The organism is Marinobacter sediminum, from assembly GCF_023657445.1.
GTDB classification, from domain to species: domain Bacteria; phylum Pseudomonadota; class Gammaproteobacteria; order Pseudomonadales; family Oleiphilaceae; genus Marinobacter; species Marinobacter sediminum_A.
On record NZ_JAGTWY010000001.1, the window covers coordinates 3,441,100 to 3,465,961 of the forward strand.

The following is a 24,862-nucleotide window of genomic DNA, read 5'->3' on the forward strand; positions in this document are numbered from 1 at the left end:
GAAAACCGGGACTGGTGTACTTCCCGGAAAAAGTGGCGAGGATGGATCCCGCTACTGCTGGCGGTCCGTTACAGAGGGGCGCGCATTTAGTAATGGACATTTTTTTGATTTGCATAGATTAAAAGAGAATAGTAGGGAGTCTATGCATAACCAATTTAAAAATCGATAATGATTCAGTCAAAAATGAACTCCAAGTTGGAGATGATTCCATGAATCGTTTAACGACATTGTTTGTCCTGCTGATGTTTAGTGCGTTTTGCTATGGAGCAGAGCCGGGAGTCCCTGCCCTGGTGGATGCCCGATGGCTCAATGAGCGCCTGGACGAGGAAAAGATTGTAGTGCTGGATGTGCGCTCGGGCATTGATAACGGCGGTGACCGTAGCAGCTTCCAGCAGGGCCATATTCCCGGTTCTGTTTACAGCAGTTATACCAATGATGGCTGGCGGGAAAGTCGGGACGGTGTGACCGGTCTGATGCCCCCGCTCCGCTCCCTGGAGCGCCTGATTGGCAGCCTGGGGATTACCAACAGCAATACCGTCGTTCTGGTTCCGGCCGGCACTGGCGTCACCGACTTCGGCAGTGCCGCCCGGGTCTACTGGACCTTCAAGGTACTGGGGCATGAGTCAGTCACCATCCTGAATGGCGGCCTTGCCGGGTGGAAAGCTGCGGGCTATGAGGTTGCCGAGGGCGAGGGTGCGCGATTGCCGGTGGCACAATTCGACGCTGAGCTTCAGGATCGTCTGATTGCCAGCCTGGAAGAAGTCGAGGCCGCCCGGGAAACCCAGGCGCAGCTCGTGGACGCCCGCCCTGTGGATTATTTCCGTGGCGAGACCAAGTCCCCGGCCGCCAAAGCACCCGGCACCATTCCCGGATCGAAGAATCTGCCTCATCACTCGTTTATCAATCAGCAAAATCAGGTGTTTTACCTGAACCGGGAAGTTATCACCGAGAAGGTTAACGCCGTGGAGCTGGACCCCCAGGCCCGGACAATCTCCTTTTGCAATACCGGTCACTGGGCGGCCACGGACTGGTTCGTGCTGAGCGAACTGGCGGGCTTCCAGGAGGTTGCACTTTACGACGGCTCCATGGCGGAGTGGTCCCAGGACAGCAATCGTCCGCTCCAGGTTGCCAGAAAAGGATTGGGTAAACTCCTGGACCTGTTTAACTGACTGGAGACGTAATGACTGATTCCGCTGTTCTCCGTTCCGGTCTTCAACAACCGGCCTGGCAGGTGGACCGCTTTATTGTTTCCACGGCCCTGTTTGGTCTTGCCCTGCTGGGGGGGCTGATCTGGCTGGAGACGGCCCCGTTCATGGTGGCGCTGTTTGTCTTGGGCACGGTGCTTGGCATGGCGCTCTACCACGGCGCTTTCGGCTTTACTGCCGGCTGGCGCAACCTTGTGGTCAACAGGCGCGGTGCCGGCATGCGGGCCCAGTTGCTGCTGTTCGCAGTGACGTCTGTGATCATGGTGCCCATGCTGCACAGTGGCCAGGAGGGTCTGGTGGGTGCGGTGGCACCGGTAGGCACCTCCCTGGTTGTAGGCTCTTTCCTGTTCGGTATTGGTATGCAATTGGGCGGTGGCTGTGGCTCCGGCACCCTGTTTACCGTCGGTGCCGGTAACATACGGATGGTGGTGACGCTGGTGTTCTTTATCGCCGGCGCCGTTCTCGGTTCCATTCACCTGCCCTGGTGGCTGGATCAGCCTGGGTTCGATCCGGTGCCGCTGGTCAGTACCCTTGGTATCAGTGGTGCCATTATTACCCAGTTTGTTGGGCTGGGGCTCATTGCCTGGTGGGTCAACCGCATAGAGCGCAAAACCCATGGCACCGTTGAGCGGGATGAATTGCTCTGGAAAAGCCAGGGGCACGGCGTATTGCGTACCTTGCTCAGCGGCCGCTGGCCGTTCACCTGGGCGATCCTGATTCTGGCCGCCGGTAATGCCCTCACCCTGGCCATCGGTGGCGCACCCTGGAGTATTACCTTCGCGTTCAACGTATGGGGTGCCAAGGCCCTGGAAGTGGTTGGCGTCAACATGTCCCAGTTCGAGTTCTGGCAGTGGGATTACCCGGCTATGGCACTGAAGGACTCAGTGCTCACCAACATTCCGTCGGTGATGAACTTCGGATTGCTGCTCGGTGCCATGCTCGCTGCGGGCCTGGCGAACCGGTTCAATGAAGCCAGTCGAAACAGGCCCGAAGGCCGCCAGTTTCTGGCGGCAGTGGTGGGTGGATTGCTGCTCGGCTATGGTGCCCGGCTGGGCTTTGGCTGCAACATCGGAGCGCTGTTTTCCGGCATTGCCTCGGCCAGCCTGCACGCCTGGATATGGTTCGCCAGCGCCTTTGTCGGGTCGCTGATTGGTATCCGGCTACGGCCCTGGTTCCGGCTGCCAAACTGATGGGGGAATCTGAAACCATGGAGCGAGCCTACAGTCGTACCCGTATCCTGGTGATGCTGGGGATCATTCTGGCACTGATCCTGGTGGATCACCTGAACAGCCCGACCTTTGCATTCAATTCCGGGCAGGGCAATGTTGAAACAGCATTGAGCCAGCGGGATGAAACAGCTTGTGCGCCTTGCGGGGCGCCTTGCCCGTCAACAAGGAACTGAACAATTTCAGGCACACGAAGCCAGTTTGCCTGGCGGGAGGCATATGATGAGTAGCGTTTGCGTGGTGGTTGGTGTGGGGCCCGGAAACGGCGAAGCACTGGTTCGCCGTTTCAGCCAGGAGGGCTATCGGGTGGCCATGCTGGCCCGAAGCCAGGATTATCTCGAGTCTCTGGCAAAGGGTATCCCGGATACCCATGTGTTTCAGTGCGACGCGACGGATCTGAGCCAGGTAGAGTCGACGTTCCAGGACATTGAGGAACAGCTGGGACCTGTATCGGTGTTGCTCTACAACGCGGGCGGCGGTGTCTTCAAGAACGTGGAAGAGGCCAGCATCGAGGACTTCGAAGCCAACTGGCGCATCAATGTGCGAGGCCTGGTGGCCGCCACAAAAGCGGCGTTGCCGCAGCTGCGCCAGCACGACACTGCCAGTATCATTGTCACCAGTGCCTCGGCGGCAACCCGGGGCCGGGCCAATACCGCACCCTTTGCCTCGGCCAAGGCAGCTCAGCGCAGCCTGACCCAGTCACTGGCGCGCCAGCTTGGGCCCGAGAAAATCCATGTCGCCAATGTGGTGATTGATGGCGTGGTGGATCTTCCCCGGACCCGTGAGTGGCTGGCGGACAAACCGGACGACTTTTTCGTGAAACCGGCCGCCCTGGCTGATGCTGTCTGGAGCCTCTGCCAGCAGGATCCTTCAGCCTGGACCTTCGAGCTGGATATCAGGCCATTCGGGGAAAACTGGTAAAAACTTCTCCAGCTTGATGAACATGCCCCGAAGGGCATGCTCAATCCGCCGGGCAACCGGGGCGTTCATGGGTCTGCTCCGTCGGCGTCCATGTCTGGTTAACCAGCGCCTCAATATCCGCGAGGATGGCAGGGGCATCGGTCACTCGTGCCAGCCAGCTCAGAGGAATGCCGTATTCCCCACCAACGCCGTGCAGGGCTGCCATCGCCGGCCCGATGATCCAGGCCCGCCCGCAGGAATCACCCCCGCATTGGATATTGGCGCGCACGGCCCCGGTAAAGCTGTCGGCATGGCTCAGGATATGAAAGATCACCGGCATGGCTTCGTGCAGGTAACACGTGCGTCCGTAGGTATCGCCGGCACCTGGCGCATCCAGCGAGGAGCCTGAACGGACGTTGGCCAGGCTTTTCGGGTCTGGTGCTTCCCGGGTGGCCGCGTCCAGAGCCGCTGACAGGGAGTCGCCCCGGTACAGGTGATCCAGGAGTCGGGCGGCACATCGGGCCCAGGCTACGGCTTCGTCGTTGTGATTGGTCACCCGGACCGCGGCTTCTGTGACTTCCATCAGATTGCTCTGGCCGCAATAGCTGGCTACCAGTGGTGGCAGTTTGGAAACCGCCGGCAGTTGCATGTCGTCGGCGCCGCTTTCCGGCAGCAGGTTGCGGTCGATGGTTTCGGCGAGGTGAACGCCCGCCTCCTGAACCTCCGGTTCGTGATAGGTGAGGTTGATAGCGTTGCGGACCGGTTCCGCCAGTTGAGCGCCGCTCAGGTACCGGGTGTAGGGCAAGACCTTCTGAACCAGCACGCGCTTCTGTTTGTCTGTCAGTTCAGTTGTGGTTGTCGACCTGGCCTGCTCAATGGCTTCCTTTTCGATGCTGTTGAGATTGTCGAGTGTGACCCGGGTCGGGTTGTCAATGTAACCCTGCCAGAGGCCACCGGGGCCAAAGAAAGTGCGAAAGCGCCGCTGATAATCACGAATATTCAGGGCCCCTTCAGTGGCCAGCAGGCTGTCTGTCAGCACCCGTGTGGCGGCGCCATAATGGCTAACGTCGCCGGCGTGTTTGCCCTTATGAGCAAAATACCCAAACCCGCTTGTGAAATAGTCGGCCCGGGGCGGCAGGAACTCCGGTGACCGGCCGCCAATCTCATCGATGCGCTGACTGTCATACAGCCAGTGCAGACCGAGGCTGGCCGCGTCCGCTACCCAGCCGCCGGCAAGGGCGTTGATGAGACGTGTGTTTTCCCCGGACCTGGACGGATGATTCATGCGGATACCTCCTGATAGCGTGGTCTTTGTAAGCGAGTCTGAACAGTCTCAGAACCGGATACTCATAAGTTTGCTTTGTGCCCTATTCATGGGGCTTCATCTCTTTCGCGATCTCACCTTCGATCACCCACAACCTGTCCTGGCCCCAGCAGCTGACGGTTCCATAACGGAAACTGGGAACGCCCCAGAACCACTCACCCCGAAAATGCAGCATGCTGCCCTGATGGTGACCGAGCCTGATCAGATGTTGCTCGTTGCTCCCAAGCCTTTCCTCCAGTTCGGGCGTTGTTGGCGCGCCTTCTTCGATAGCGCCGGGTTTTCCGGTCTGCCAGAGCGTCCCCATGATGGCGGAGGCCTGGGCCAGGTAACTTCCGGCGCGTTCAAGACCCAGAAGGTAATCCCGGCAGGCAATCAGCGTTGCTTCGGTGGGTGGTGTGTGTAATCCGGGGGGCTCCAGCCCGTATAAATCGGCCAGCCGGGCGGCATCCCGGATCGCCCAGTCTGCCCACATGGCAGGTTCCGGAAACATATCTGCGGGCTGATGCCAGACAGTCCGAAAACAAAGCTGAATATCGAACCGGTTGGTCAGGTTGGGCAAGGCTTGTAGCAGGACGAAACTGAAAGGGTCACGGGGGTTGATGAAGACGTCAACTACTGTTCCTTCGCCTTTGAGTTGTGCCTTCCAGCGAAAAACCGCCTGACGGCAGTGTCGGGTTGTCGGGCTGGAAATCACTCGCGCCATCCATGGCATCAGGTCGGCTTTTTGTGGGAGTTTCATACGCGCACCCATAGTCTGATTATTCTGGTACAGCGTTGGAAATGCGGGTGTATGGCTGGTAACAATCGCAAACCTGATGTGCCGATGGTACTTGGAATTCAATGTAACGCCAAACGTGGGATTGGACCATGAAAGCGCCGGATGCGACGAACTTCAGGGGGGGCCGCTGGGTCGTCCGGAGCCCGAAGGTTACCGGTCCTCCCAGTCGATGGTTCTGTATTCGAAGTCGCCTTTAACGGTGGGTTTGATGACCTGGAAATAGGGGGAGACATCGAAATCCCGCGGGGTAAACAGAGAGTGATGCCGAATACGGAAACGCTCCTGAACGCAGTCCTCACAGTCCGGGTCTCCTGCGGGTCGCGTTTTCACGATCGGTAGGATGGGATAGCGCAGACGCTGGAACCCCTGGGCAATAAATGTTGAGCAAATAGCCCGGGTAGGATCGCCACTGCCAAATGTGAGCAGTTTATGCCTGTGCCTTGCAGGTACTGGCGGTGTCGGGCAAAGGTAGCGCGCCAGGTCAAACACGTTTTTCATGTCGTACTGGTGGCCGAGCCGGCTGATGGAGTAATCCGTCAACTCCTGGAGGTCTTGATCACTGAGCCCGACCGGCCGGCAGATTCGCGTGTGGGAATGTCGGTAAAAAGATAACGGCAGTGCGCGAATACCCTCCTCAAGATCGGCCTCAACGAGAACGTTGGGCTCATGGTTACTGGCTTTTCCGAGGTGGGCATCCAGGCCAAGGTAAAGGGCTGCGTGAGACCACGTGGATTGGGTGAGATACTTGATGGCGACACTGACTCGTGTGTTCCCCTCCACCAGAAGCACGTCCCCGGGCTGGAGGGTTTCTTCCAGCGCGTCCCAGGTTGACGTCCTGATGGAATGCTGCGTGATCTGTTTCGAAAGATAAGCGGCAAGTCGCTTCGACAGCCAGTTCAGAATCATGACGATGCCCCGTTAAAGTGAAGAGAGACCATACAGACGAGACAATCGACGGAGACGACTGTTACAGCAGGCCCGTTTGCTGGTCTATCCCGCGTAACAATTCAGACGCGCCCGTGTCTTCTTCTCAATTATTAAAAACTACGGATTGCCTTATGTCTTGCTCGGGAAGTCTGCGCTGCCCTTTTCCAAAGTTCAGAGAGGCCTGCCAGCTTGCGCTGGGTTACGGCACGCCCCGCCGCGCGGCCAGGTTGGCGGCAGTGGTTGGTACGCTTCTGGTCCTGATCAATCAGTGGGAGGCAGTGGTCGCTGCAGCTTCCATGGACTGGATGAAAGTGGCGCTGACCTATTGCGTTCCGTACATGGTGTCGACATATACCAGCGTCAGCAAGGATCTGTATCTGCGCCGTGAAGCCGAGGCGGCAGAGCAGTCGGTGCACGAGGAAGCACAAAAAACACGGTTTCAGGAAGATCCTTCGTAACACTCGGGTTGTTCAGGAGTCTCATACTCTAGTAGGCCGTCGGGCCTGAATTTCCCGCGAACGAGGTGGTTATCATGAAGTTGCTGACTGAAATGATACGCACGATCGCAATCCTGTTGCTGGTGGTTGGCTGGCCCGGTGTGCTGCTGGCCGACAGTATTTCTGGAAAACCACCGGATACGCCGGATTGGAATGTTGTTCTGTTTTCGCAGCCCTTTTGCGCTGGTTGTGAGGCAGCACGGTACTATTTTCACGATCACCGGATCCCGTACCTCGAATTAGACATCTCTTCGTCCAGAGCCGCCATGGATGCCTTTGAGCGTCTGGGCGGTCGGGGTACGCCATTTTTTCTAATCGGTGGTGAGCCCATGCACGGCTTTTCCGTTCCCAGGCTGGAGCACCTTCTGATGGAGCTGGGTATATCAGGAGTTCCATGATGATGAACATGCATAATATTGTTGCTTCGGTACTGGTTGCTCTCCTGGTTGCAGCAGTGCAACCGGCCATCGCCGAGGGGAAAAACGGATTTGATATCAGCAACGCGCGGATACCGGTGAGTAAAATCCTCCGTGGTGGCCCGCCCCGTGATGGCATCCCCTCAATAAACGAGCCGAAATTTGAGCGGCCATCGAAAGCACTGCCCTGGCGTGCTGATGACCTGATGCTGACCTACGACCATGGAGACAGCCGGTTCGCCTACCCTGTCGGCATTCTTAATTGGCATGAAATCGTCAATCACGCCATTGATGGGGAACAGGTATTGATCACCTTCTGTCCGCTGTGTGGTACAGGCATTGCGTTCGACCCCTTGGTGGATGGCCGGTCTTTGACTTTCGGTGTGTCGGGCCTGCTCTACAACAGTGACTTGCTGATGTACGACCACCAGACAGAGTCACTGTGGTCGCAGATTGAGGGGCGGGCGGTTTCCGGTCCCCTGGCAGGCACAGAACTGGAGCCCGTGTCCATTCGCCACGAACTTTGGCAAGGCTGGCGGGAACGCGTTGGCTCTGCGGGTCAGGTGCTTTCGACTGACACCGGCCACAGCCGGAACTATCGAATGTCGCCCTACGGTGACTATGATCATTCGGAACGGCTCTATTTTCCGGTGACCCACACCAGCCGGAAATATCACCCGAAAACCTGGGTGCTTGGCTGGACCTACAACGGCGAGAGTAAGGCCTGGCCGTTTCCGGAACTGGCCGCCCATGATGCCGTTCTCAAAGATCAGATAGGGGGCAAGACCGTCAGCATCCACTATAATCCGGATGTACCCTCGGCCGAATTGCGTGATGAGTCTGGCAGGCTGCTTCCGGCAATCCGGGCTTTCTGGTTTGCCTGGTACACCTTTCATCCGGAAACCCGAATCTTCGAAACTGATTAAAATTATGAATGGATGTAATAGTTGTGGAACTCATGTGTCTCTGTCCTAGCCGCCCCTTCGAGCGGCAAGGGACCCTGACGGTCTATCCGATAACTCCAGGATCAGGAGAGAGACAATGTCCACAATACATCCTCTGAGAAAAGCCATTCGCAGTTCCTATGAACACCGTCGCACCACCTGGTGGTCCGCCGCAGTTATGACCGCCATGCTCGGCACCGGCGGGCTGGCCACTGCCGCCTGCAGTCCGTGTTCCCCCTGCAAAAACAAGTGCAAGGCCGGGCAACACTGCAAAGCTGGCTGTAAGGCCGCCTGTAATCCGTGCGCAGCGAAAAACCCGTGCGCGACCAAGAATCCCTGTGCTGCCAAAAATCCCTGTGCCACCAAAGGCTGTAATCCCTGCGCCGTGAAAAGTTGTAACCCGTGCGCTGCTGCAGGTAAGTGTGGTGCCAAACCCAACCCCTGTGCGGCTAAAAAGGTGAGCCGGCCCGCCAACTATCAGCCCTATGAGGGTAATCCCTGCAAACTGATGGCGATGGGCGAGAAACTGTTTAACGATCAATCACTTAGCAGTAATGGCTTGTCCTGTTCGACCTGCCACAACGATGGCGCCGGCTACAATGCCACCTTTGCCAATGCCTACCCGCACTCTGTGGCCATGGCCCGGGATATTTTTGGCATAGACTCTGTCCACCTGGATGAGATGGTTCAGATCTGCATGGTCCAGCCTATGGCGTCGGAACCTTTGCCATGGGACAGCGAGGAATTGGCGGCTCTAACCACCTATATGGGGAAGGTTCATAAACAGCTGGCGAGTAATCCGTGCGCACTCAAGGGTGGCAAATGCGGTGCCTGCAATCCATGTGCGGGTAAGAACCCCTGCGCTACCAAGAATCCCTGTGCGGCAAAGAACCCCTGTTCAGCCAATGCGGGAAAAAACCTGGCGAACGCAGCTGCATAAGGCAGCCTATGTCTGACGCGCGGTTTCCGGATATTCCGGAAACCGCGCTGGCAGGAGATAAGAGATTATGACAGAGCTTCAGATTCCCAAACTGGCGAGTCTTAGCGACAGTCAGCTGACGGCCAGCCTGGCCGCCATTGCTGATATCCGGGAATGCTATCGGGTGTTGGAGAAAGGCGGCTTGAATGTTGTTGGTGAAGTACTCAAGGGGCAGGGCCCGTTTTATGAGATGGATCATTACCCGAAAGAGGACGTCTATGACCGGGACACGGCGTCCCAGTATTACTATCACGCCCATCGCGAGGATCATGCCGAGCACGGTCATTTCCATTTGTTTCTCAGAAACGCAGCCTTACCCGAAGGTGCGGAACCGGTTTTGGGACCAGCGGGCGAGGACCGGGTAGCTCATCTGGTCGCGATTTCAATGGACGCCTGGGGTTACCCCACCGACCTGTTCTCGGTAAACCGCTGGGTGACGGACGAAAGCTGGCTACCGGCAGAGACGGTTGTGACAGTATTAGAGGAGTTTGCCATGGACCACGCCTATCCGAGCTGGCCGGTGAATCGTTGGCTGACGGCGATGGTGCGTTGTTTCAGACCGCAGATCGAAGCCTTGCTTTATCACCGGGACGAGGTTATCTCAAAACGGCAGGAAAAGGGTCTTGAGCAGGTGCTTGAGGACCGTTCTCTGGAGATCACCGGGACCATCCCGGTCGATGTGGAAAGCTGGGCAGACAGGCTGAAAGCGGAGCAGTCAAGGCGTAATCAAGGTTCCCGGCTGGAAAGCACTCGAGATTACGAAAACATACAGGGGCACTGAGAGCGCCCCTGAAGCAACCGAGGTTTATTCGATGACTTCGCTGACCTGGACCGTAGGCTGGACATTGGTGAAGTTCGGGATATCGCCAAGGATTTCCTTGGCGTGTGGCCCGAAAGCCGCCTCGAAGTCATTCACCGAGTCAAAGTACAGGTGCCCCATGGCAATGTAGGTGGGTGCTTCGCCCGGAGCGCCTCCGGGGCAGGTGGCCAATGGCACTTTAGAATGAAATTTGAATCATCATTCATTATTGCTGTCATGGGCATTCCGGCTCTTGAGTGCTTCCGCTACCCGTTCATCAATCCGGCGCATGAGTTCCTCGTCCGGATTGCCGGAGGAATGTGCCTTCATAAGTTCTGTGCTGGCGCGAAGGTTGCCGATAAAAGAACGGCAGTCCCTGCACATCATCAGATGCATTTTCACGGACAGGTTCTTCTGGACGTTCAGTTCACCATCAATGTAATCACTGGCAATTTCAGCCAGGTCCCTGCACATTAACATTCGCCCGTCTCCTGGAAGGTTTCCACCATGAGAAAGATTTTCTGCCTCGCACGGTGTAAAAGTACACGAAGGTTAGAGGCACTGACATCCAGAATGTTACAGACATCTTCGGACTTGTGTTGATGGGCTTCGTACAGCATCAGGGCTGAGCGCTGGGTTTCTGGTAATGCGGAGAGGTGTTTATCCAGGCAATCACTGAGCGCTCCGTTCTCCAACAAGGTATCTGCAGATTCATCAAAACGCAGCTTTGGCGGCAGGTCCCAGCGTCCTGTGGCATTGAAGCGCTCGGCAAGCTCCGGTTCCAGATTCTCTGAAAAATCGGTGGCCACTTCACGCTTGCTGGATCGGAGCTTGTTCTTGCAGCGGTTGGCGACAATTCGGTGCAACCAGGTTTTCAGGCCGGACCGGCCCTCAAACTTCTGAATGGCATCGATCACCGTGACCCAGCAGTCCTGGACAATTTCTTCCGCGCTCGAGTGGTCCAGGTAAAAACGGGCGACGGCCAGCATGCCCGGAGAGTATTCTCGAACGGCTTTTTTGAAGGCAGACGAATCGCCTCTTTTCAGCTCGTCGATTAATGAAACTTCGGTTTCCGGATTCACCACTGTGTCCATGAGATTGCGTCCCTTATCAGTCTCGGCGGGGTCGTTATGTTTCTATAGTGTTTCGGAATCCAGAAAAGTTCCGGTATTCTGGAGCAAGTGCTCAAAAATTTTAATCGAGGAGTGATGTAACATCCAGTAGGTGATCGTGTCTTAGCGATAACAGCGTATTGGTTTATACACTTTTTATAGGCACGCATATGAATCGTAGCAAGCTTTTACTCATTTTTGTTATCGCCGTGATCGTTGGTATTTTTCTCGGCTTCGACGGGCACAAGCTGCTGACCTTGGAGAATCTTCAGGCGAACCAGGATGCTCTGGCGCAATGGATCGAGCAGCATCTTTTGGTTGCGGTTGCCGGTTATGCAGCAATCTATGTGGTAGTAACCGCCCTGTCTCTGCCAGGGGCGACCATCATGACGCTGGCCGGTGGCGCTTTTTTCGGTAACCTTTATGGTCTGGCGGCGGTTTCCGTTGCATCAACTCTGGGTGCGTCCCTCGCGTTTCTGGTGGCACGATTCCTGATGCGTGACACCCTGCGTAAGCGCTACCGGGAAACGGTTGCCAAAATGGATCGCGGAATACAAAAGGATGGCGCTTTCTATCTCGCAACCCTGCGACTTGTCCCGGTGTTCCCGTTCTTTCTCATCAACCTGGCGATGGGCCTGACAGCGATGAAGCTGCGCACCTACGCTCTGGTGAGCTGGATTGCCATGCTGCCGGGAACCTTTGTCTATGTGAACGCGGGCACCCAGTTGGGTCAGATCCAGTCCACCGGCGATATCGTCTCTGCAGATCTTCTGCTTTCCTTTGCCCTGCTCGGCCTCTTCCCCCTGATTGCCAAATTTGTGGTGGGTTTCATCCGCCGTCGCAAGGTGTATGCGGGCTGGCAGAAGCCCGAGAGTTTTGATTACAACCTGCTGGTGATTGGCGGTGGCTCGGCCGGTCTGGTTTCTGCCTACATCGCTGCGGCCGTTAAGGCTAAAGTGGCGCTGATTGAAAAGCATAAAATGGGCGGTGACTGTCTGAATACCGGCTGTGTCCCTTCCAAGGCACTTATCCGAAGCGCAAAGGCAGCGGACACCCTGCGTCACGCCAATCGTTATGGTCTTGATTCGGTACCGGTAAAAGGCTCGTTCAAGAACATCATGAACCGTGTCCAGAACGTCATTGCCAAAGTAGAGCCCCATGATTCCCCCGAGCGGTACCGCAAGCTGGGGGTGGACTGCATCTCTGGCGAGGCGAGCTTCGTATCGCCCTGGGAGCTGGAGGTGAGGCACAGCGATGGTCACACCGAACGGCTGACGGCACGAAGCATAATTGTCGCCACCGGCGGCAAACCGGCCATGCCCCCGATCCCAGGGCTTGCAGACATGCAGCCTTTGAACTCTGACAATCTCTGGGAGTTACAGGAGCAGCCGGAGCGTTTGCTGGTGCTGGGTGGCGGTCCCATCGGTTCCGAGCTGGCCCATGCCTTTGCCCGCCTGGGCAGTCAGGTGATTCAGGTGGAAATGGGTGATCGTTTGCTGGCCAAAGAAGACAGCGACGTATCAGAGCTGGTGAAAACCCGGTTCGAAAATGATGGTGTGGACCTTCGCCTCAAGCATGCGGCCAGAGAGTTCGTCATGGAAGAGGGCGAGAAAGTGGTTTACTGCGAGCATGAGGGTGAGCGGGTGCGTATTGCCTTTGATGAGGTCCTGGTTGCCGTGGGCCGCGCCGCGAACACCAGAGGCCTGGGGCTCGACAAAATCGGTATCGAAACTCTGCCCAATGGCACCGTGCCGGTGGAAGACGACATGAGCCTGCGCTATCCGAATGTATTTGCCTGTGGTGATGTTGCCGGGCCCTATCAGTTTACCCATGCCGCCGCACATCAGGCATGGTATGCCGCGGTGAATGGCCTGTTTGGTCAGTTCAAGCGCTTCAAGGTGGATTACCGGGTTATGCCATGGGTGACATTTACCTCACCGGAAGTAGCCCGTGTCGGGCTGAGCGAAGCCGAAGCCAGTGAGAAAGGTATTGCCTTTGAAGTCACCAAGTATGGTCTGGACGATCTGGACCGGGCTATTGCTGAAAGCGAGGACTATGGTTTCATTAAGGTGCTGACACCACCGGGCAAGGACAAAATTCTTGGTGCTGTAGTGGTTGGTTCCCATGCCGGTGAAATTCTGTCCGAGTTTACCCTGGCGATGAAGCACGGCCTCGGCCTGAACAAGATTCTGGGTACGATCCATCCGTATCCGACCTGGAGCGAGTCCGCCAAGTACGCTGCGGGCGAGTGGAAGCGCGCTCACGCGCCACAAGGCATTCTGAAACTGCTCGAAAAACTGCACGGCTGGCGTCGTGGAAAAGGCCGAGGCCAACAGGTGAAACATAAAGAAGTGACTACAGGCTGAATAACAGGTGGTGGCTGCAACAGGACAGCACCGCCTGTGTCCGTGTCCCAATGCCAATAACATCAAGGAGCATTTATGCCCCTGACCGACTCCCCCCGACCGGTCCGCAGTGAACGTATACCGGCTGTCGAAGTCCTGGAGCCCAGGGCGTTCGACAGCTGGACTCACACCCGCAACGGTGACCCCCGTGGTTATATTGATGCAGACCGGCTGAAAGAGCTGTGGATCCATACCGGTACCGCCTGCAATTTGTCGTGCCCGTTCTGCCTGGAAGGCTCCCATCCCGGTGATGGCCGCATTCCGGGTATGAAACTGAGTGATGTAAAGCCGTTTATCCACGAAGCGATAGATATGGGGGTGGAGCAGTTTTCATTTACCGGTGGTGAGCCGTTTGTGATTCGGGATTTTGTCAATATCCTCAATTACGCCAGTCAGCACCGTCCCTGCTTCGTGCTCACTAACGCGACCGAGCCATTGCTGAAGCGCCGTCATCAGGTGCTGCCGCTGCTGGATAATCCGTACCCGATTCATTTCCGTGTCAGCCTCGATTTCCCGGATCGTGTCCGCCACGATAAGGACCGTGGTGAAGGCAGTTTCGATCAGGCTCTGGAGGGCATTCACTGGCTGATTGAGCAGGGTTTCAAGGTGTCCATTGCTCGTCAGACGGACCCGGAGGAGATTCCGGCGAATGTGGAGGCGGCGTTCCGTGACATCTTTCAGGACTGGCAGATTCCCACCGATCTGGGCTTTACGGCATTTCCGGATCTGGGCACACCGGGTTCTGAAGATGGCAGCCCCGAGGTTACCGAAACCTGCATGGAGAAGTATCCGACCGAGGAGAGCCGGGCGCACTTTATGTGTACCTATACGCGGATGCTGGTGAAGAAGGCTGACAAGGTTCGGGTTTATGCCTGCACCCTGGTGGATGACGACCCTCAGTACGATCTGGGCAGTTCGCTGGCGGAGAGCATGGATGAGCGCATTATGTTGCGGCATCACCGGTGCTTTTCCTGTTATCGGTTCGGGGCCAGTTGTTCTGCGCCTGGTTGATTTTCAGGACTGCTGCTTGGGCATTGGTGGCCTGCGGCCCACAGACCACACCGGTCGCCGCGCTGTTCGCTAATAACGATGTGGATTTTTGTGATGACGACATTTGAAGGTGCCCTGTTCTGGGGGTTTCTGGTGGTTTACGGCATTTTGATGTACGTGTTGTCGCCGAAGAGCAAGAACGCGAATTCGTTCTACAAGGGTGCTGATGATCAGGGCAATCCGGTGAGTCAGTGGTCGCTGACGGCGAGTATCTTTATCAGCTGGATCTTTGCCAAGTCGGTGACCAACGCGGCGAACCTGGGCGCCGCCTATGGCGTGACCGGTGGTCTGGCCTATGCCAGCTACTGGCTGTCGATTCCGGTAGCCGGCTACATCATCTACCTGATCCGGACCCAGACCGGGGCCCGGAGTCTGCAGGATTTTCTGACCTCCCGTTTTGGTCGGCTGGCAGCCCTGGCCTTCGCGGCGGCGATTCTGATCCGGCTGTACAACGAGGTGTGGAGCAACACTGCGGTGGTGGGCGGTTACTTTGGTCTGCCGGGTGAGTGGGAGTACTACGCGGCGGCCATGCTGTTTACCGTGTTTACCCTTGCCTACAGCCTCAAAGGCGGCTTGCGGTCATCAATTTTCACAGACGTAATTCAGGCGTTTGTATTTGTGTTCTTTGTCGGCGCGGTGCTGCTCCTGATTATTCCAGCCAACGACACCAGCGTGTTGCTGAGCAGCGGCGAGTTCAAGCTGGATGCGGGCTTTGATCTGTTGTTGGTGGCTTTGCTGCAGATGTTCAGTTATCCGTTCCATGATCCGGTCCTGACTGACCGGGGCTTCGTGAACAAGGAAAAGACCATGCTCAAAAGTTTTGTGGTCGCCGGTTTGCTGGGGTTTGTGGCGGTCTTTATTTTCAGTCTGGTGGGCGTGCATGCACGGCTAAACGGTATTGATGCGATGGGGAATGCGCCGGCAGCGGTCGGGCAGTCACTGGGCCTTGCGGCGCTGTTCTTTATGAGTGTGGTGATGATGACATCGGCGGGTTCGACGCTGGATTCCACCTTTACATCCCTGGCCAAGTCGCTGGCGGTGGATCTTCCGCGTCTGGCGCAACGGGCCAAGGACAGGTTGCCGAGTGTGCGTGTCGGCGCAGTGGTGATGATCATCTTCGCATTCGCGGGCAATCTGCCGATGTTTGCTGGTACCGATATCCTCAAGGCCACCACGATTTCGGGCACGATGGTGATGGGTCTGGCACCGGTGTTCCTGTTCTATGGCTTTACCAGATGGTCGCCCTGGAGCTTCCATCTGAGTTTCTGGACCGGGCTCGGTCTTGGGGTGTTGCTGGCAGTCGGGCTGATTCCGGAAAGCTGGGCGATCGGGGATGGCAAGTACGCCATGTTGCTCGGGGTGAATGCCTATGGCTTCCTGATTTGCACGGGTGGCTTTTTCCTGCCGCTGGCATTCCGGCGTTTGGCAAGGCGGTCGCTGGCGGCCGGAGAAGTATGAGGAGTCACGATGACTGAAGGTCGTAGCTGCCCCCTGGCCTACCGATACTCGCCTGAGTCTCTGTGTCAGTCGCCGGAGGAAGTACCGGAAGATGTGCTCTATATCATTGGTGGGCTTTACGGAAACCCTTTCGCACTTGATGAAATCGAGCAAATGGCGCTTGCCGAAGAGCGCCAGGGCCGCCGGGTTAAGCTGGTCTTTAATGGCGATTTCAACTGGTTTAACGCCAGTGACAGCCTGTTCCGGGAAATCAACAATCGGGTGCTGGGTCATACCGCCAGTCTTGGCAATGTTGAATACGAGCTGGCAAATGCCAGCGCGGGTGCCGGCTGTGGCTGTGCCTACCCGGAGTGCGTTGATCAGGGTGTCGTCGAACGCTCGAACCGTATTATGGAGCGGCTGCAAGGGGTTGCCGAACAGCACCCGGATATTCAGAAACGGTTATCGCTTCTGCCACGTTATCGGTGCCTGATCTTTGGAGGACTAAAGGTTCTGGTTCTGCACGGTGATCCCGAATCGCTCGCTGGTTGGGGGCTCGCACATGAATCCTTCAGTGCTGCTAACGATTCGGCTGTGCTGGACTGGCTGGGTGCCACCGGCGCCGATGTGATTGCCTGCACTCATACCTGTCTGCCTTTGCTCTGGTCTGCGCAGCTGGGGAAACGGTCCCGGGCTGTGGTCAACAACGGCTCCGCGGGTATGGGTAATTTGCGGGCGGATACCCGCGGCCTGATTACCCGGATAGGTTTGTCCGATCCGGCCACTGAGCCAGTGGCCGGTTGTGAGCAGCAGGGTGTTCAAATTTCCTTGCTGCCGGTCGCCTTTGATACGGCGGCCTGGCTGTCCCGTTTTGACCAGCTGTGGCCGGCGGGTTCGGACGCTGCGGAGTCCTATCGTCAGCGTATCCTGAACGGGACCTCCCTGGCTGCCGGGCAGGTCGTTTTCCCTTCCGGCGCCTAACAAATTTGTCACTGGCGAAAGCTTCAATCCGGTCTATTCTTGAAGAAAGAGCCGGGGAGATTTGCCGTGTGTATTTTGGGCCTGACTTGAAATATATTTTGTGGTCTATATAATTCAGCACTAACTTTATGAGGCGAATTGATCACGTTATGACATCGAAAGGATCGAATACCACCGCCATCACGCTTCGCACACCGACGAAGGATGATGGCTTCAGGCTCCACCAGCTGGTTGCAGAATGCCCCCCGCTGGACCCCAACTCGATTTACTGCAACCTGTTGCAGTGCAGCCACTTCGCCGAAACCGGCGTGGCCGCGGAGAAGGAAGGCGATCTGGTCGGCTTTATCTCCGGATACATCCCTCCCCAACAGCCCGAGACCGTGTTTGTCTGGCAGGTGGCGGTTCACGAGAAAGGTCGTGGACAGGGCCTCGCCAAGCGGATGCTGAAAGAAATCGTCGGCCGTGATGCGTGTAAAGACGTGACGCACATGGAAACGACCATTACCGCAGACAACGAGGCCTCCTGGGCGTTGTTCCGTTCATTTGCACGTGACATGGGAGCTGAGCTCACCTATCACGAGCACTTCGAGAAAGAGACCCATTTTGGCGGGAAGCACGACCCCGAATTCCTGCTGCGTATTGGTCCCTTTACGAAGCCTGTCTGAGAGCCCCGGTCTACGCCGGTGAAAGCCGGCCCCGATCGACTGAGAGACTGTGTTTTGGGCTAGCCGGCGGACTACTGAGGTAGGTCCGTCATGAGGCTTTAAGCAACGCACGGCGGGCTTATCGCGACCGAATCCAAATTGCCCGATAGGCCCCCCGCGCATCTACCTCGAACCTGACATGCTAAGAGGCAAGACAATGGAAATTTTTAATTCAACTGAATCCGAAGTACGTGTATACAGCCGTGCATTTCCGGTGATCTTCAACCGTGCGAAGAATGCGCACCTGTACACCGAAGACGGCAAGGAATACCTGGATTTTCTGGCCGGTGCTGGTTCACTGAACTACGGCCACAACAACGATATCCTGAAGAAAGCTCTGCTTGAATACATTGAAGCGGACGGTGTTAGCCAGGGCCTGGACATGTTTACCACGGCCAAACACGACTTCATTGAATCGTACAAGAAGCATATTCTTGACCCCCGTGGCCTGGACTACAAAATGCAGTTCACCGGTCCGACCGGTACCAACTGCGTGGAAGCAGCCCTGAAACTGGCTCGCAAGGTCAAAGGCCGTAATGGCATTATTTCTTTCACCAACGGTTTTCATGGTGTGACCATGGGGGCTGTGGCAGCCACCGGTAACAAGCATCACCGGGGTGGAGTCGGTACGCCGCTGGGCAACGTTGATTTCATGTTTTATGACGGCTACCTGGGTGATGACGTAGACAGCCTGGCCATTATGGACAAGCTGCTCACCGACGGTTCGTCCGGTTTTGAATTGCCGGCTGCCGTAATTGTAGAAGCGGTTCAGGGCGAGGGTGGTCTTAACGCCTGTCGCGCGGAATGGCTGAAAGGTCTTTCCGAGCTGTGCAAGAAGCACGATATCCTGCTGATCCTGGATGATATTCAGGCAGGCAACGGCCGTACCGGTGAGTTCTTCAGCTTTGAGTTTGCCGGTATCAAGCCTGACATCGTGACCGTTTCCAAGTCCCTGAGTGGCTACGGTCTGCCGATGGCGCTGGTTCTGTTCAAGCCTGAACTGGATGTCTGGGACCCGGGCGAGCACAACGGTACCTTCCGTGGTAACAACATGGCGTTTATCACGGCTCGCACCGCGGTGGAAACCTACTGGAAAGACAACGCGTTTGCCAACGAAGTGAAGGCCAAGACCAAGGTCCTCGGCGATGCGCTGCAGTCGATTTGCGATAAGTATCCCGGCGAGTTCAAAATGAAAGGCCGTGGTCTGATGCGCGGTATCGAGGCGAAGAATGCCGACCTGACTGGTCCGATAACCAAGCGTGCGTTTGAACGTGGTCTGATTATCGAGACCAGCGGTCCGAACGACGAGGTCATCAAGTGCCTGATGCCGCTTACCACCAGTGAGGAAGACCTGAAGAAAGGTGCCGCACTTCTGGAGGAAAGCGTCAACGAGATCATGCAGGAAGGAATCAGCGAGGCGTCTTGAGGCGCCCCGCAACTCAGGACATTCATTCCGCAGGATAGCGAAGGCAAAATTATGACTACCCAACAACATACCGTTGAGAAAATCGGCGGTACTTCAATGAGCAACTACGAGGCTGTCCGCGATAACATCATCATTGGTAATCGCACCAAGGACGACCTCTACCAGCGTATATTCGTGGTTTCCGCCTATAGTGGTGTTACCAACGAACTGCTGGAGCATAAAAAGACGGGTGAGCCGGGCGTTTACGCCCTGTTTGCCGATGCTGAATCGGATTGGGCGTGGGGCGACGATCTCACCAAGCTGGTGAAGTTTCTCACTGACATTAACGGTGAACTGTTTGAGGATTCCATGCTCAAGCAGCAGGCCGATCAGTTCATCACCGACCGTATTGAAGGCGTACGTGGCTGTCTGATTGACCTCCAGCGTCTGTGTTCTTACGGCCAGTTCCAGCTTGAAGAGCACTTGCTGACCGTGCGGGAAATGCTGGCCGGTATCGGTGAGGCTCACAGTGCATTCAACACCGCCCTGAAGCTTCAGCAGGAAGGTATTAACGCCCGCTTCGTTGATCTTACCGGCTGGCGCGACGCAGAGCTTCTTCCGCTGGACGAGAAGCTCAAGCAGGCCTTCGACGCGGTTGATCTGACCCGTGAGCTGCCGATTGTGACTGGCTATGCCCAGTGCAGGGAAGGTCTGATGCGAACCTTTGATCGGGGCTACAGCGAAATGACCTTTAGCCGGGTCGCAGTGATCACCGAGGCTCGTGAGGCGATCATCCACAAGGAATATCACCTGAGTTCCGCTGACCCCAATATCGTGGGTGCAGACAAGGTGGTTCCTTTGGGTCGCACCAACTACGACGTTGCGGACCAGCTGGCAAACCTGGGGATGGAAGCCATTCACCCCCGTGCCGGTAAAGGCATGCGCCAGAACGAAATTCCTCTGCGGGTGATGAATACCTTCGAGCCGGAGCACACCGGTACGCTGATCACGGGTGACTACATCAGTGAGACGCCACAGGTAGAGATCATTGCAGGAGCCAAAGGCGTGTTTGCCATTGAGGTGTTCGATCAGGATATGCAGGGTGAGCCGGGTTCTGACCGCCGGATCCTGGATGTGCTGGGCCGTTTCAAGGTGCGCTTCATGGCCAAAGACACCAATGCCAACACCATCACCCACTATGTGGACAGCACGCTTAAGCACGTCAAGCGTGTGGTCAAGGCGCTCAAGGAAGAATTCCCGAATGCGGAAATCAGCACTCGCAAAGTGTCGCTGGTGTCCGCAATCGGCAGTGATATGAAGGTGCCCGGCATTTTGGCCCGTTCCGTAAAATCACTGTTCGACAAGGAAATCGGTATCCTGGCAATCCACCAGTGTATGCGCCAGGTTGATATTCAGTTTGTGGTGGATGAGGATCATTTCGAGAAGGCGATCGCTGCCCTTCATGGCGTTCTTATTGAGCCTCACAACCACGAGTACGCTATTGTTGCGGCCTCGATCGAGTAAAGGATTACCCGCAAGCGGAACCGGTCGCTCCGCTTCCGGGTAATGGAGGGTGTCTTGCCTCCCGATCGGGCTTTGCCCGGTTGGCCGATCCGCTTCAGCGGGTTGCTCAACCGGGCAAAGCCCGATCACCTTCCCCACTTTTTCCCAGCCCCTGTTCTGGCAGCCCCCGGGCAACCGCCCGCCTGCCCTGATGTAAATCCATCGCCGCCTGGCTAACGTATTCTCTGTAAATTCCAGACCGGTACCATAGCCATGCGTAAGACCCACAGGCTGGGACCGTCTCCGACCACGTCCAACGATGGCGAAAGGGATTCCCTGGTTGGACTGTACTTCAGGGATGCGTCCCGGTATGAATTGTTAGGTGATGGGGCTGAGCGTCGTCTCTCCCGGAAACTGATACTCTGCTACCGAATCATTAGCACTGAGCTGGCACTGCCGGCCGAAACGCCGCAGACCTTTCGGGAGGTGGTTGGCAGCCTCGGCGACGCGTGTGCCTTTTCGACGCGCTGCCGTCGGGCTTTCCACCTGGCAACCGCGTGTCGTCGCAAACTGATCCAGAGCAATCTTCGTCTGGCGGTACATATCGCGCGCCGGTACAGTCAGCACGGCATCCCGATGTCGGACCTGATCCAGGACGCGAATGTCGGCCTGATAAAGGCTGTAGAGCGCTTCGATCCGGGCAAGGGCTTTCGTTTTTCCACCTATGCCTATTGGTGGATAAGTGAAGAGGTAAAGCGTTGCCTGCAAAGGGGAACGCGCCTGGTGCACACGCCGGAAAACGTTGTTGACGAGATTCGGCAACTTCACAAAGTGTCTCTGAAGATGCATCAGAACCTTGGCCGTACGCCTTCCCAGGCGGAGCTGGCCCGGGAAATGGAGGCATCACCTTCACGTATTGGCGAACTAAGAGCGCTTGCCACCCGAGAACTGTCCACGGACGTGTCGCTGGTCGATGACGGCTCGGTCACGCTGGGTGACAGCCTTGAGGGTCGGGAACAACTGACGCCGGATCATCCGATGTCCCACAGGGACCGGAGCCGGACATTGACTGCCATGCTGGGTGAGCTGTCAGCTCGTGAGCAGGACATTCTTTCTCGTCGCTATGGCTTGGGTCTACCTGAGCCAGAGACGCTGCAGGTCATTTCCGATGACCTGGGCATAAGCCGGGAACGGGTTCGCCAAATTGAAAAATCAGCCCTGAAGAAATTACAGGGCCGCTTCGAGAATCCCGGGGATGCGTTCGGCGCCTGATGCTTGCTCAGGCGCCATGAATCATGAAATACCAGACCCCTACGGTAACCTGACACGCCATCACTACCGATGTCAGTACCAGTCTCATCTTCAGGTACCACGCTGGCCAGTACAGCCGCATCCACTTCGCATCTGCTATATACAAGCCGATATAGGCGATTGTGTATAACACGATCTGGCCTGGTGTCGCGAGCAGCAGCCCCAGTCCGGCAGTCACAAAAAACACCTGGCTGAGGAGCATGGTAACCAGCGGAGACTGGGGATAACTGCAGTTGTCCAGCTGCATGGCGATAGGCCAGTAAATACCGGCCATGAAGGCGAGGATCCCGGCACTGTACAAGTAAAACCATGACAGGATCGTCACACTGTGTTGCGGCACCAGAAACAGGCCTGCGACGCCGATCAGGAAAGGAATGAGCCCGGCGATGCCCACCAGGATGGCAAGTCTGGCTACCGAAATCACGTTTTCTGCCTCTGGACCCTTATACGCATAGGTTCAACGTCGGAGGGCGCCATTCCCACCATCTCGTGATAAGCGGAAGGGTGTACCACTTCAGTTTCGCGGATCTTGAACGAGGCCAGGGTGTCCTGGACCTGCCAGGCACTTCGGAACAGGCTGGTTATTCCCTGTTTGTCGGACAGCAGAAACAGTTGGTCACCCATGCTAAGCCGTGCCATGTAATGCTGACCTTCCAGGGAAAAAATCTCCAGCAAATCGATGACCGGGTCAGTGCTGTTCCTGAGTTCTTCGAGGGTGATTCTCACAGTAAAGCTCCGGGGTTATTGTACTGCCAGACTTACGACTCCGGAGCGCTTTGGGATCATTCGCCGAGTAAAAGACACTCCCGATGCTGGGGGCAATTCACCAGATGATCGTTGACCATTCCGGTTGCCTGCATGAAAGCATAAACGATGGTTGGACCTACAAAATTGAAGCCGGCCCGTTTCAGCTCCCGCGACATGGCGGCGGACTCCGGAGTGCTTACCGGCACCTGTTCGATACTGTGCCAGTGATTCTGTATAGGGCGATCATCCACAAACGACCACAAAAATTCGCCGAAATGGATGCCTTTTTCCCGAAGCTCGAGAAATCCCCTCGCATTCTTGATGATGGAGTGTACTTTTAGACGATTTCTGATAATGCCCGGATTTTTCAGGAGTTCGGCAATTTTTTCGTCGTTATAGTGCACAATTTTCTCGGGATCGAAACCATCATAGGCGTCCCGGTAGCCCTGCTGCTTGCGGAGGATGGTCAGCCAGCTCAACCCTGCCTGCTGGCCGTCCAGGCACAGCTTTTCGAAAAGTGCCAGGTCGTCATACTCCGGTCTTCCCCATACCGTATCGTGATAGTGAACGTAGAGTGGATCGGTTCCACACCACGGACAGCGTTGCGGGCTTGCCATCGGCTTTGGTTTCTCCTTTCCTATTGAGTGTGTATGAAGCGGTGTAATACCGGGGTTTCTGAATCGGCAAGAATTGAGGGGCATGACAGGGCGAGATCTCCGGGTGGCGCTGCCAGCAACGTCAGTTCCGGCATCGGCCGATCCGGACCCTGAACCGAATGCCGGTACACCAGCGTCACCAGGAAGCCCCGAACATAGCAACAGTAGGCCTGCCAGTCAGGTTCTGGCTGATCGCCAAATAGTTCAAATCCTGGCCTGACTTCCAGAGTTTGCAGGTTACCGGCGATGCCACGGCCAGTCGCCTTCAGCCACGCCTCTTTGAGTGTCCACACTCTCAGAAAGGTATCCGAGCTGTCCTCGCGTAGCAGCCATTCCTGTTCCTGTGGCGTGAACCAGCGTCGGGCTACCTTCTGCCATTGCGGGTGACGGTGGCACGGTTCGATGTCCAGACCGATCGGCTGGCCCCAGCTGGTGGCGCAGGCAGAGAGTCCGTGGCTGTGACTTAGTGACAGGCTCCATCCGGCCGGGGTTTGGGACTGAACGGGCCGGCCGTTTATCGGTCGGCAGGATGACGCCTTGTGCCCACTGGCACCGGCAATGGCCTGGCGAATCAGCCAGCGGCTGGAGAGATACTCCCGTTTCCGCGGGCCGCTGAATTTCTCTGAGGTATTTCGTTCATAGGACGTCAGCCAGCCGGGCGAGCGGGACGGATCCCCCTCACCTTCGTGGCAGAGCCAGATCGCGGGCGATTGATCAGGGCTGTAGTCGCTGGATGAGCCAGGCATCGCCTTCTCTCACGTATTCAAAGCGGTCATGCAGGCGGCTTGGGCGGCCCTGCCAGAATTCGATGCGTTCCGGAACGACCCTATAGCCACCCCAGAAACTTGGCAGTGGTACCTCCCCCTCGGTGAACTTGCGCTTGATTTCGGCCACCTTCTGTTCAAGAAGTCCGCGGGAGGTGATGGCCTTGCTCTGTTCCGACACCCAGGCGCCAATCTGACTGCCACGGGGGCGTGATGCGAAATAGCGTAGCGATTCCGACTTGCTGACCTTCTCTACCGCGCCCTGGATGCGGACCTGGCGGTTCAGTCCGAGCCACGGAAACAGCAGAGCAGCCCGCGGGTTTTCCTCGATCTCCCGGGCCTTGCGGCTGCCGTAGTTGGTATAAAATACGAAGCCGTGCTCGTCGAAATACTTCAGCAGGACAGTTCGCAGGTCGGGCATGCCGCTACTGCCGGTGGTAGCCAGTGACATGGCGTTGGGCTCCAGGATCCCTGCCTCCCGCGCATCTTCAAACCAGCCCTGAAACTGCCGGACCGGGTTGTTATCAAGGGCATCGCGGTCTAGCCCCTCGCTTTCGAAATCCCGACGCATATCGCCGATGTCCATAACACCTTCCCTCAAGATCAGATACCTGGAGCTATTACGACTGGTGAGCATATCGGGTTCGAGCGTCGCTGTCAGTGCCGCGCATGACCTCGCTGGTTACATAACTACCACAAAAGAATGAGACCTCGTTCACTTTTGAAGCGTAAATGCCATCACATCGACCGGTCTGGGCCTGAAAAGCTGCCTGCCGGACACGTCCGTTAATT

General features: G+C 56.7%; 28 protein-coding genes. 17 read left to right on the top strand and 11 right to left on the bottom strand.

The features are described 5' to 3' along the window. The first annotated feature begins 209 nt into the window (after nt 1-209). From KFJ24_RS16100 to KFJ24_RS16115, 4 genes are read left to right on the top strand one after another with little or no spacing between them, the layout of a single operon-like run. The gene (locus tag KFJ24_RS16100) at nt 210-1,169 is read left to right on the top strand and encodes a sulfurtransferase (protein WP_250832107.1); all 960 of its coding nucleotides are present in this window, start codon (nt 210-212) and stop codon (nt 1,167-1,169) included. Nucleotides 1,170-1,180: 11 nt separating this feature from the next. Next, on the top strand, nt 1,181-2,395 hold the full coding sequence (locus KFJ24_RS16105; RefSeq protein ID WP_250832109.1) for a YeeE/YedE family protein: 1,215 nt from the start codon (nt 1,181-1,183) through the stop codon (nt 2,393-2,395). After that, complete coding sequence (locus tag KFJ24_RS16110; protein ID WP_250832110.1) at nt 2,395-2,607, top strand: hypothetical protein; 213 nt, start codon at nt 2,395-2,397, stop codon at nt 2,605-2,607. Before KFJ24_RS16105 ends, KFJ24_RS16110 begins: the two co-directional genes overlap by 1 nt. 46 nt (nt 2,608-2,653) lie before the next feature. Continuing rightward, entirely contained in the window at nt 2,654-3,352 is a 699-nt protein-coding gene (locus KFJ24_RS16115) for an SDR family NAD(P)-dependent oxidoreductase (protein ID WP_250832112.1), read from the top strand. Nucleotides 3,353-3,392: 40 nt separating this feature from the next. On the opposite strand, the gene KFJ24_RS16120 is transcribed toward KFJ24_RS16115, so the two are convergent. The 3 genes from KFJ24_RS16120 to KFJ24_RS16130 all read right to left on the bottom strand — a co-directional run bounded on the left by KFJ24_RS16120 (nt 3,393) and on the right by KFJ24_RS16130 (nt 6,339). Further along, nucleotides 3,393-4,616: an ADP-ribosylglycohydrolase family protein gene (locus tag KFJ24_RS16120; protein ID WP_250832114.1), complete on the bottom strand. Its 1,224-nt coding sequence runs from the start codon at nt 4,614-4,616 to the stop codon at nt 3,393-3,395. An 82-nt stretch (nt 4,617-4,698) separates the two neighbouring features. Next, nucleotides 4,699-5,394: a hypothetical protein gene (locus KFJ24_RS16125; RefSeq protein ID WP_250832115.1), complete on the bottom strand. Its 696-nt coding sequence runs from the start codon at nt 5,392-5,394 to the stop codon at nt 4,699-4,701. 189 nt (nt 5,395-5,583) lie between these two features. Then, nucleotides 5,584-6,339: a YiiX/YebB-like N1pC/P60 family cysteine hydrolase gene (locus KFJ24_RS16130; RefSeq protein ID WP_250832116.1), complete on the bottom strand. Its 756-nt coding sequence runs from the start codon at nt 6,337-6,339 to the stop codon at nt 5,584-5,586. A gap of 152 nt (nt 6,340-6,491) precedes the next feature. On the opposite strand from KFJ24_RS16130, the gene nrtS reads away from it, so the two are divergent. The 5 genes from nrtS (at nt 6,492) to KFJ24_RS16155 (ending at nt 9,977) form a co-directional block, all read left to right on the top strand. Further along, nucleotides 6,492-6,818, top strand: coding sequence for a nitrate/nitrite transporter NrtS (nrtS, locus tag KFJ24_RS16135; RefSeq protein WP_250832118.1), 327 nt, complete (start codon nt 6,492-6,494; stop codon nt 6,816-6,818). A gap of 74 nt (nt 6,819-6,892) precedes the next feature. Beyond that, the gene (locus tag KFJ24_RS16140; RefSeq protein ID WP_250832120.1) at nt 6,893-7,255 is read left to right on the top strand and encodes a glutaredoxin family protein; all 363 of its coding nucleotides are present in this window, start codon (nt 6,893-6,895) and stop codon (nt 7,253-7,255) included. Beyond that, a complete protein-coding gene (locus KFJ24_RS16145) occupies nt 7,252-8,199 on the top strand; it encodes a DUF3179 domain-containing protein (RefSeq protein WP_250832122.1) in 948 nt (315 codons plus the stop codon). The genes KFJ24_RS16140 and KFJ24_RS16145 overlap by 4 nt, the downstream gene beginning before the upstream one ends. A gap of 115 nt (nt 8,200-8,314) precedes the next feature. Beyond that, nucleotides 8,315-9,157, top strand: coding sequence for a c-type cytochrome (locus tag KFJ24_RS16150; protein ID WP_250832124.1), 843 nt, complete (start codon nt 8,315-8,317; stop codon nt 9,155-9,157). 67 nt (nt 9,158-9,224) lie between these two features. Then, the gene (locus KFJ24_RS16155) at nt 9,225-9,977 is read left to right on the top strand and encodes a DUF6969 family protein (RefSeq protein WP_250832125.1); all 753 of its coding nucleotides are present in this window, start codon (nt 9,225-9,227) and stop codon (nt 9,975-9,977) included. 24 nt (nt 9,978-10,001) lie between these two features. On the opposite strand, the gene KFJ24_RS16160 is transcribed toward KFJ24_RS16155, so the two are convergent. From KFJ24_RS16160 to KFJ24_RS16170, 3 genes are read right to left on the bottom strand one after another with little or no spacing between them, the layout of a single operon-like run. Then, on the bottom strand, nt 10,002-10,187 hold the full coding sequence (locus KFJ24_RS16160) for an EthD family reductase (RefSeq protein ID WP_250832127.1): 186 nt from the start codon (nt 10,185-10,187) through the stop codon (nt 10,002-10,004). Between the two features lie 27 nt (nt 10,188-10,214). Continuing rightward, nucleotides 10,215-10,475: an anti-sigma factor family protein gene (locus KFJ24_RS16165; RefSeq protein WP_250832128.1), complete on the bottom strand. Its 261-nt coding sequence runs from the start codon at nt 10,473-10,475 to the stop codon at nt 10,215-10,217. Beyond that, nucleotides 10,469-11,089 (bottom strand): RNA polymerase sigma factor, encoded by a 621-nt coding sequence (locus KFJ24_RS16170; protein WP_250832130.1) that lies wholly within the window; start codon nt 11,087-11,089, stop codon nt 10,469-10,471. The genes KFJ24_RS16165 and KFJ24_RS16170 overlap by 7 nt, the downstream gene beginning before the upstream one ends. A gap of 188 nt (nt 11,090-11,277) precedes the next feature. Here KFJ24_RS16170 and KFJ24_RS16175 point away from each other — a divergent pair, with 188 nt between their 5' ends. From KFJ24_RS16175 to KFJ24_RS16210, 8 genes are all read left to right on the top strand, one after another. Next, complete coding sequence (locus tag KFJ24_RS16175) at nt 11,278-13,473, top strand: FAD-dependent oxidoreductase (protein WP_250832131.1); 2,196 nt, start codon at nt 11,278-11,280, stop codon at nt 13,471-13,473. A gap of 75 nt (nt 13,474-13,548) precedes the next feature. Then, on the top strand, nt 13,549-14,523 hold the full coding sequence (locus KFJ24_RS16180; protein ID WP_250832132.1) for a radical SAM protein: 975 nt from the start codon (nt 13,549-13,551) through the stop codon (nt 14,521-14,523). A 93-nt stretch (nt 14,524-14,616) separates the two neighbouring features. Further along, a complete protein-coding gene (locus KFJ24_RS16185) occupies nt 14,617-16,020 on the top strand; it encodes a sodium:solute symporter family transporter (protein WP_250832133.1) in 1,404 nt (467 codons plus the stop codon). Nucleotides 16,021-16,029: 9 nt separating this feature from the next. After that, nucleotides 16,030-16,980 (top strand): hypothetical protein, encoded by a 951-nt coding sequence (locus KFJ24_RS16190; RefSeq protein ID WP_250832134.1) that lies wholly within the window; start codon nt 16,030-16,032, stop codon nt 16,978-16,980. Nucleotides 16,981-17,129: 149 nt separating this feature from the next. After that, the gene (ectA, locus tag KFJ24_RS16195; RefSeq protein ID WP_250832135.1) at nt 17,130-17,645 is read left to right on the top strand and encodes a diaminobutyrate acetyltransferase; all 516 of its coding nucleotides are present in this window, start codon (nt 17,130-17,132) and stop codon (nt 17,643-17,645) included. Nucleotides 17,646-17,841: 196 nt separating this feature from the next. Further along, nucleotides 17,842-19,110, top strand: a complete 1,269-nt coding sequence (ectB, locus tag KFJ24_RS16200) for a diaminobutyrate--2-oxoglutarate transaminase (protein WP_250832136.1) — start codon at nt 17,842-17,844, stop codon at nt 19,108-19,110. 51 nt (nt 19,111-19,161) lie between these two features. Next, on the top strand, nt 19,162-20,613 hold the full coding sequence (locus tag KFJ24_RS16205) for an aspartate kinase (RefSeq protein WP_250832137.1): 1,452 nt from the start codon (nt 19,162-19,164) through the stop codon (nt 20,611-20,613). A 252-nt stretch (nt 20,614-20,865) separates the two neighbouring features. Continuing rightward, nucleotides 20,866-21,864: a sigma-70 family RNA polymerase sigma factor gene (locus KFJ24_RS16210; RefSeq protein ID WP_250832138.1), complete on the top strand. Its 999-nt coding sequence runs from the start codon at nt 20,866-20,868 to the stop codon at nt 21,862-21,864. Nucleotides 21,865-21,871: 7 nt separating this feature from the next. Here the strand turns inward: KFJ24_RS16210 and KFJ24_RS16215 are convergent, their stop codons facing one another. From KFJ24_RS16215 to pdxH, 5 genes are read right to left on the bottom strand one after another with little or no spacing between them, the layout of a single operon-like run. Next, nucleotides 21,872-22,327, bottom strand: a complete 456-nt coding sequence (locus KFJ24_RS16215) for a DUF3429 domain-containing protein (RefSeq protein ID WP_250832139.1) — start codon at nt 22,325-22,327, stop codon at nt 21,872-21,874. Beyond that, nucleotides 22,324-22,629: a DUF6482 family protein gene (locus tag KFJ24_RS16220; protein ID WP_250832140.1), complete on the bottom strand. Its 306-nt coding sequence runs from the start codon at nt 22,627-22,629 to the stop codon at nt 22,324-22,326. Before KFJ24_RS16220 ends, KFJ24_RS16215 begins: the two co-directional genes overlap by 4 nt. A 56-nt stretch (nt 22,630-22,685) precedes the next feature. Continuing rightward, a complete protein-coding gene (locus KFJ24_RS16225; protein WP_250832141.1) occupies nt 22,686-23,267 on the bottom strand; it encodes a DNA-3-methyladenine glycosylase I in 582 nt (193 codons plus the stop codon). A 20-nt stretch (nt 23,268-23,287) separates the two neighbouring features. Further along, the gene (locus tag KFJ24_RS16230; RefSeq protein WP_250832142.1) at nt 23,288-24,052 is read right to left on the bottom strand and encodes a 4'-phosphopantetheinyl transferase family protein; all 765 of its coding nucleotides are present in this window, start codon (nt 24,050-24,052) and stop codon (nt 23,288-23,290) included. Continuing rightward, on the bottom strand, nt 24,021-24,656 hold the full coding sequence (gene pdxH, locus KFJ24_RS16235) for a pyridoxamine 5'-phosphate oxidase (RefSeq protein WP_250832143.1): 636 nt from the start codon (nt 24,654-24,656) through the stop codon (nt 24,021-24,023). The genes KFJ24_RS16230 and pdxH overlap by 32 nt, the downstream gene beginning before the upstream one ends. Nucleotides 24,657-24,862 lie beyond the last annotated feature (206 nt).